Consider the following 6,038-nt stretch of genomic DNA (forward strand, 5'->3'; position numbering starts at 1 on the left):
GTTGATGGTGATTGCGTTGGGCTTACCACCAAAATTGAATGGACCAGGAACAAACAATGGCTGGAGCTATTGGCCGAAAGCGGTGCGCCGTTATTTATCTCGGCCCAGCCCGAAGCTATGGGCGAAGAACAAAAAGCAGCCGTAAAAAAAGCATTTGCCCGGGCAGCCAAAGTACTGCCTTTAGGTGAACCATTGGATTGGATGGATACCATGCTGCCCCAAAAATGGAAGCTTAATGGGAAAGTAGTTGAGTTTAACTGGGCGTAATTACTTCCGAAACGTTTTTTTCCTGTCATTGCATTGTACACCGCAATGGCGGGTTGGGAAGGCTTAGGGCTGATAAAATTACAAGCTAACATTTTCCACATTTTCCTCAGTAAACAATGTAATCATTATCTTGTTCCACATTTACTTTGAATAGGATAATTTAACATGAAGAAACTACTGCTATTTATACCCATACTTTTTATATTGGCCTGTGGGCACGACCCGGCACAGCAGCTGGAAAACAAGAAGCTTAACAGTCTTGCTGTTGAGTATGTGAGGCTTGGACTTACTATTGGTCAATATGACACCGACTTTGTGGATGCTTATTATGGTCCTGATTCGTTAAAACCGAAGCAATCACCTAAAAAAGAATTCCCAAAGGATAGTCTACTTGCAAATACCAATATTTTGATGAATGAGTTGAAAATTATTTCGACTAACTCACAAATCGACACTAATAAAATACGGGCCAACTGGATGATGGATCAATTGGTGGCATTCAGCAGGCGAATTCGGATTTTTTCGGGCGAGGAAAGGCCCTTTGACGAGGAATCAAAGGAACTTTTTGGTGTTGCCGCCCCTGTGTATGATGAAGATCATTTTAAGGCGCAGATAGCCTTATTGGATAGTATCCTGCCGGGAAAGGGCCGGGTAAGTGAGCGTTTTCAAAAACTGGCCAATAAATTTATCATCCCTAAAGATAAGCTGGACCCGGTGATAAAAGCCGCCATTGCCGAAGCCCGCAAGCGCACCATGGCCCATTACACCTTGCCCGCAGGTGAAGCTTTTACGCTGGAGTATGTAACCAATAAACCATGGAGTGGATATAACTGGTATAAGGGTGACTATAAAAGCACCGTTCAGATCAACACCGACCTGAAGATTTTTATAGATCGTGCTATTGATGTGGGTAGCCATGAAAGCTATCCTGGTCATCATGTGTACAATATGTTGTTGGAGAAAAACCTGTACCATGATAAAGGCTGGGTAGAGATCTCGATGTATCCGTTGTTTAGTCCGCAGAGTTTGGTTGCCGAGGGGAGCGCCAATTATGGTATCGAGGTAGCTTTTCCGGGGGACGAGAAGGTGAAGTTTGCCAAAAATGTATTGCTGCCGCTGGCCGGTTTGGATACCGCGGGTATCGATCTGTATTTTAAAGCACTTGCAATAAAAGGTAATTTAAATTATGCCCGTAACGAGGCTGCAAGAGGGCTGATTAACAACACCATGTCGCGCGATAAGGCTACCAATTACCTTACCAAATATTGTTTGATGAATGATGAAACAGCTGCCAAATCTATCAGCTTTATTAAAAAATACCGCAGCTATGTAATTAATTATAATTACGGGATGGATATGGTAAAAACCTATATCGAAAAAAATGGAGGTACCGCTAAGGACCCAGTGAAACGATGGGAACTTTTTGGTAGATTGCTGAGCAATGAGGTAACTACCGACGAGTTGCTCAAAAAATAAACCGCCATGTTCAAAAAAATTATCCCGGTCTGTTTGATCGCTATACTAATAGCCTGTACCGGCTATGCTCAAAAAAGAATAGTATGGCTTGATTCGGATACGGGTAATGAAATGGACGATTTATATGCCATTGTTTATCTTTTAAAAGATAAGCAGGTAAATATTGTTGGGCTAAGTTCGGCCCATTTTAATAATGCCGATATGCTGGTTGGTGATAAATGGCATTATTACCCCACAAAAAACATCAACACAGTACAACTAAGCCAGGACCTGAATGTGCAGTTGCTTCAGCTTACTTCCAGAACCGACATTCCCCATCCGCTGGGTAGCAGGGGAACTATCGGGCATTCCTGGAGTGGAAAGGAGCCTGTTATTTCTGATGCAGAAAAAGGAATAATAGCCGCGGTACACCAGCTTAAGGATGGCGAAAAACTGGATGTGCTGTGTATTGGAGCCGCGTCAAACATAGCGTCGGCTATTCAGCTTGATACTACCATCATTCCTAAAATAAGGGTTTATGTGCTGGCAGCACGCTATTTCAGCGACCGGAAGGTGTGGGATAAAAGCGAATTTAACGTTCGCAACGATCTGAATGCATTTGATCTGTTGCTCAATTGCAAAGGGTTGGACCTTACCGTTATGCCTATTAACACCGCCATTGCTTTGAGGTTTAACCGTGCTGTTTGCCGTACCAATTTAAAGGATAAAGGTAAATTAGGTGAGCTGTTATATAACCGCTGGGATTTTGTGGAAGCTAAAGAAACCTGGGTAATGTGGGATCTCGCCCTTGTAATGGCCTATCTTGATCCGGCAAAAGCCGAAAAAATTAAAGCCGATGTACCGCCCGAAAACGGACCGCGTGAAATATCAGTATATAAAACTATCGATGCCAAAGCCATGGAGCAGGATTTCTGGAACAGGATGTTAAAAGAGTAGTAGATTAAAAAAAGCAAGCTCGGCATGACTCTTTCTTTTATCTTCCGCATAATGGAAAGGATTGGACCAATTTAATACTAAACAGAACCAATGATAATGAAGAATAGGTTTTTAACCGCCCTTTTTTTTACTGCCGGTGTTTATGCATCATGTAAAAATCCAAAAGCTAACCAGGCCGATGCAGTTTACACCGGCTGGGGTACTTACGCCGGTTCAAAGGAGGGCAACCGTTATTCATCAAACCAAGAGATCAACTTAAGTAATATAAGCAAGCTAAAGGTAGCGTGGACATATAGCACCAACGATAAAGATTCTGCCAACATGAGCCAGAACCAGTGTAACCCCATAATGGTTGATGGGATACTGTATGGCACAAGCCCTAAATTGAAATTATTTGCACTGGATGCCACCACAGGCCGGCAAAAATGGCTTTTCGACCCGGCAAAGACTGATACCACTAACAGTGGCGACCCGATGGCTTACTACAAAGTGAGCAGGGGAGTTATCTACTGGCAAAATAAGAATGGCGGCGGGAAGCGGATCTTTTATAGTGTCGGCATTAAGACTTTCGCTATAGATGCGGAGACCGGTACACCAATTATGACCTTCGGCAAAAACGGCTATATTGATCTTACCAAAAACCTTGGCAGGGATACCAAATCATTTGTGGCAGGCACCACGCCGGGCGTGGTATATCATAATTTGCTAATTGTTGGAACCCGCGTAGCCGAATCGGCCGATGCGGCGCCAGGGCATATCAGGGCTTATGATGTACGTACGGGAAAACTAAAATGGATTTTCCATACCATTCCGCACCCTGGCGAAAAAGGTTACGAAACATGGCAGGATACTGCCGCTTACAAAAAGTTTGGCGGAGCCAACAGTTGGGCAGGTATGGCGCTGGACGAAAAGCGGGGCATAGTTTATATCCCAACCGGATCTATAGGCGGCGATTTTTATGGGGGTTTCCGTAAGGGGAAAAATCTGTTTGGCAATTCGTTGCTTGCGCTGGATGCGGCTACAGGGACGTTGAAATGGCATTTCCAGGTGGTTCACCATGACCTGTGGGATCGTGACCTGCCCGCTAATCCCAATTTGGTAACTATCACTCACAATGGCAAAATGATTGATGCTGTAGCCCAGATTACCAAGCATGGTTATATTTTTATGTTCGATAGGGCAAATGGTAAGCCCATATTCCCGATAGTGGAAACACCTGTACCCACCAAAGCCCTGCCGGGCGAAAGGCCATGGCCAACACAGCCAATACCAACCTTGCCGCAACCTTTTGCAAGGCAAATATTTAATCCCGAGGATATAACCAACCGTACACCCGAAGCGCACAAAGAGATGCTGGAGAAATACAACCAGGTTAAAAATCGCCTAATGTTTACCCCGCCCAGTAAGAAAGGCGGCTGGATCTTCCCCGGCTTTGATGGCGGCGGTGAGTGGGGCGGCGYAGCGGTTGATAAGGAAACAAACATCATGTACATCAGCTGCTCCGAAATGCCCTGGGCACAGGTAATGATCAATGTGCCAAAGGTGACTAATGATAACTCATTAAAAGGAATGGGACAGATGATCTACAATAAAAACTGCATTGCCTGCCATGGGCCGCAGCTAAAAGGTAATGGTACATCATATCCATCGCTGGTAAACATTGGAAAAAAGTACAAGGAAGAACAACTAAGCCAGATTATTGCGAATGGGCGCAACATGATGCCATCCTTTAAACAGATAACATCACAGGATAAAAAAGCGTTGCTGGCTTTTTTGCTGAAACTGCCGGACGCCAAAGCGAAAAAAACGTTAGCTAAAGAACCAACTACCGACCGGACTGCCAGCACCAAAACCGAAAAAAAGGTGGTTGACGAGATTCCATACACCATGACCGGCTATAACCGGTTTTTGGATAAGGACGGCTACCCTGGAATTAAGCCACCGTGGGGTACCCTCAATGCTATCGACCTTGCCACGGGCAAGCTGTTATGGAAAGTGCCGGTAGGCGAATATCCCGAGCTCACCAAAAAAGGCATTCCGGTTACAGGTACGGAGCTGTATGGCGGTCCGCTGGTAACCAAAGGCGGGTTGGTATTTTTAGCTGCCACTAAGGACGAAAAGATTCGCGCTTTTGATAAAAAAACCGGCAAAGTAGTTTGGCAGGCGCGGCTGCCCGCAGCCGGTTATGCTACCCCGGCCACTTATGTTATAGATGGCAAGCAGTACGTAGTAATAGCTTGTGGAGGCGGGAAGATTGGCAGTAAGTCGGGTGATGAGTATGTTTGTTTTGGACTGGTGGAATAATGAGGGCCCGGCCTGCGCATTCCCCCATCACAGTCAGTGTAACAACACCCACTACATACCGGTAATTGACAATATCTGGGTATATTTGACATGCAGTCAGTAAAATCACGACGCTGTCAAATTAACTCCTGTTTACCAGTTTATCAAATTATAAAACAATGAAGAAGGTCCTGCTATTTATCTTTTCTACCATTATATTTCTGACTATCCTATCCTGGGCATTTCCTGGTATGGATACCATATCAGCAGGGAGTCAACCGCAAATTAGTGCCGATAACAAGGGTATTATCAGGGTGGTATATGGGGATAAGGATAATATATTTTGCGCTACCTCAGATAACCGGGGTATAACATTCTCAAAGCCGGTGCTGGTGGGCCATGTGCCAGCTATGCACTTAGGGATGTCACGAGGACCTCAGTTAGCCAGCTCGGCTAATTATAGTGTGATAACTGCAATTGATAAATCCGGCAATATTCATTGGTTTCAACTAAATCAATTATCCCAAAAATGGAAAAATATGGGCATTGTAAATGATATTAAAGGCTCGGCGCCCGAAGGGCTAATGGGTTTGGCAGCCGATAAAAAAGATAATTTTTACGCGGTTTGGCTTGATACGCGTACGGGAGGCAATAACCAGGTTTATTTAGCCCCCCTGCCTGGAAAAAAGGGCGCCTGGTCAAAAAATATTTTGGCATACCGCTCACCTGATGGCCATGTATGCGAGTGCTGTAAACCAAGCATCGCGGTAAAGGGCACAGAAGTGGCTATCATGTTCAGAAACTGGCTTAACGGCTCAAGAGATCTGTATGTAGTTAAATCTTTGGATGGGGGTAAGGTGTTTCAGGCGGCTCAAAAAATGGGAATGGATACCTGGAAACTCAATGGCTGCCCGATGGATGGCGGCGGCATCGTTATTGATGGCTCAAACAGCATTCACACCATATGGCAGCGTAAAGGAAATATATATTATGCAAAGGCAGGTGRGCCGGAAACGTATATAGGGAAGGGACGGACCTGCGCTATTTCAGAAGCCGGTGCTAATACGGTTATCACC

General features: G+C 45.0%; 5 protein-coding genes. All 5 read left to right on the plus strand.

Annotated elements, in window-relative coordinates; all coding sequences use genetic code 11:
* On the plus strand, positions 1-267 hold a 267-nt coding region (locus AC1DPZ_RS20340; RefSeq protein WP_477406818.1), incomplete at its 5' end, for a hypothetical protein.
* Between the two features lie 165 nt (positions 268-432).
* Positions 433-1,743 (plus strand): hypothetical protein, encoded by a 1,311-nt coding sequence (locus tag AC1DPZ_RS20345; protein WP_477406820.1) that lies wholly within the window; start codon positions 433-435, stop codon positions 1,741-1,743.
* A 6-nt stretch (positions 1,744-1,749) separates the two neighbouring features.
* A complete protein-coding gene (locus AC1DPZ_RS20350; RefSeq protein WP_477406822.1) occupies positions 1,750-2,679 on the plus strand; it encodes a nucleoside hydrolase in 930 nt (309 codons plus the stop codon).
* A 96-nt stretch (positions 2,680-2,775) separates the two neighbouring features.
* Positions 2,776-4,983, plus strand: coding sequence for an outer membrane protein assembly factor BamB family protein (locus AC1DPZ_RS20355; protein ID WP_477406824.1), 2,208 nt, complete (start codon positions 2,776-2,778; stop codon positions 4,981-4,983).
* Positions 4,984-5,141: 158 nt separating this feature from the next.
* On the plus strand, positions 5,142-6,038 hold an 897-nt coding region (locus AC1DPZ_RS20360; RefSeq protein WP_477406826.1), incomplete at its 3' end, for a hypothetical protein.

This window comes from Mucilaginibacter sp. P4_G9 (genome assembly GCF_056400985.1).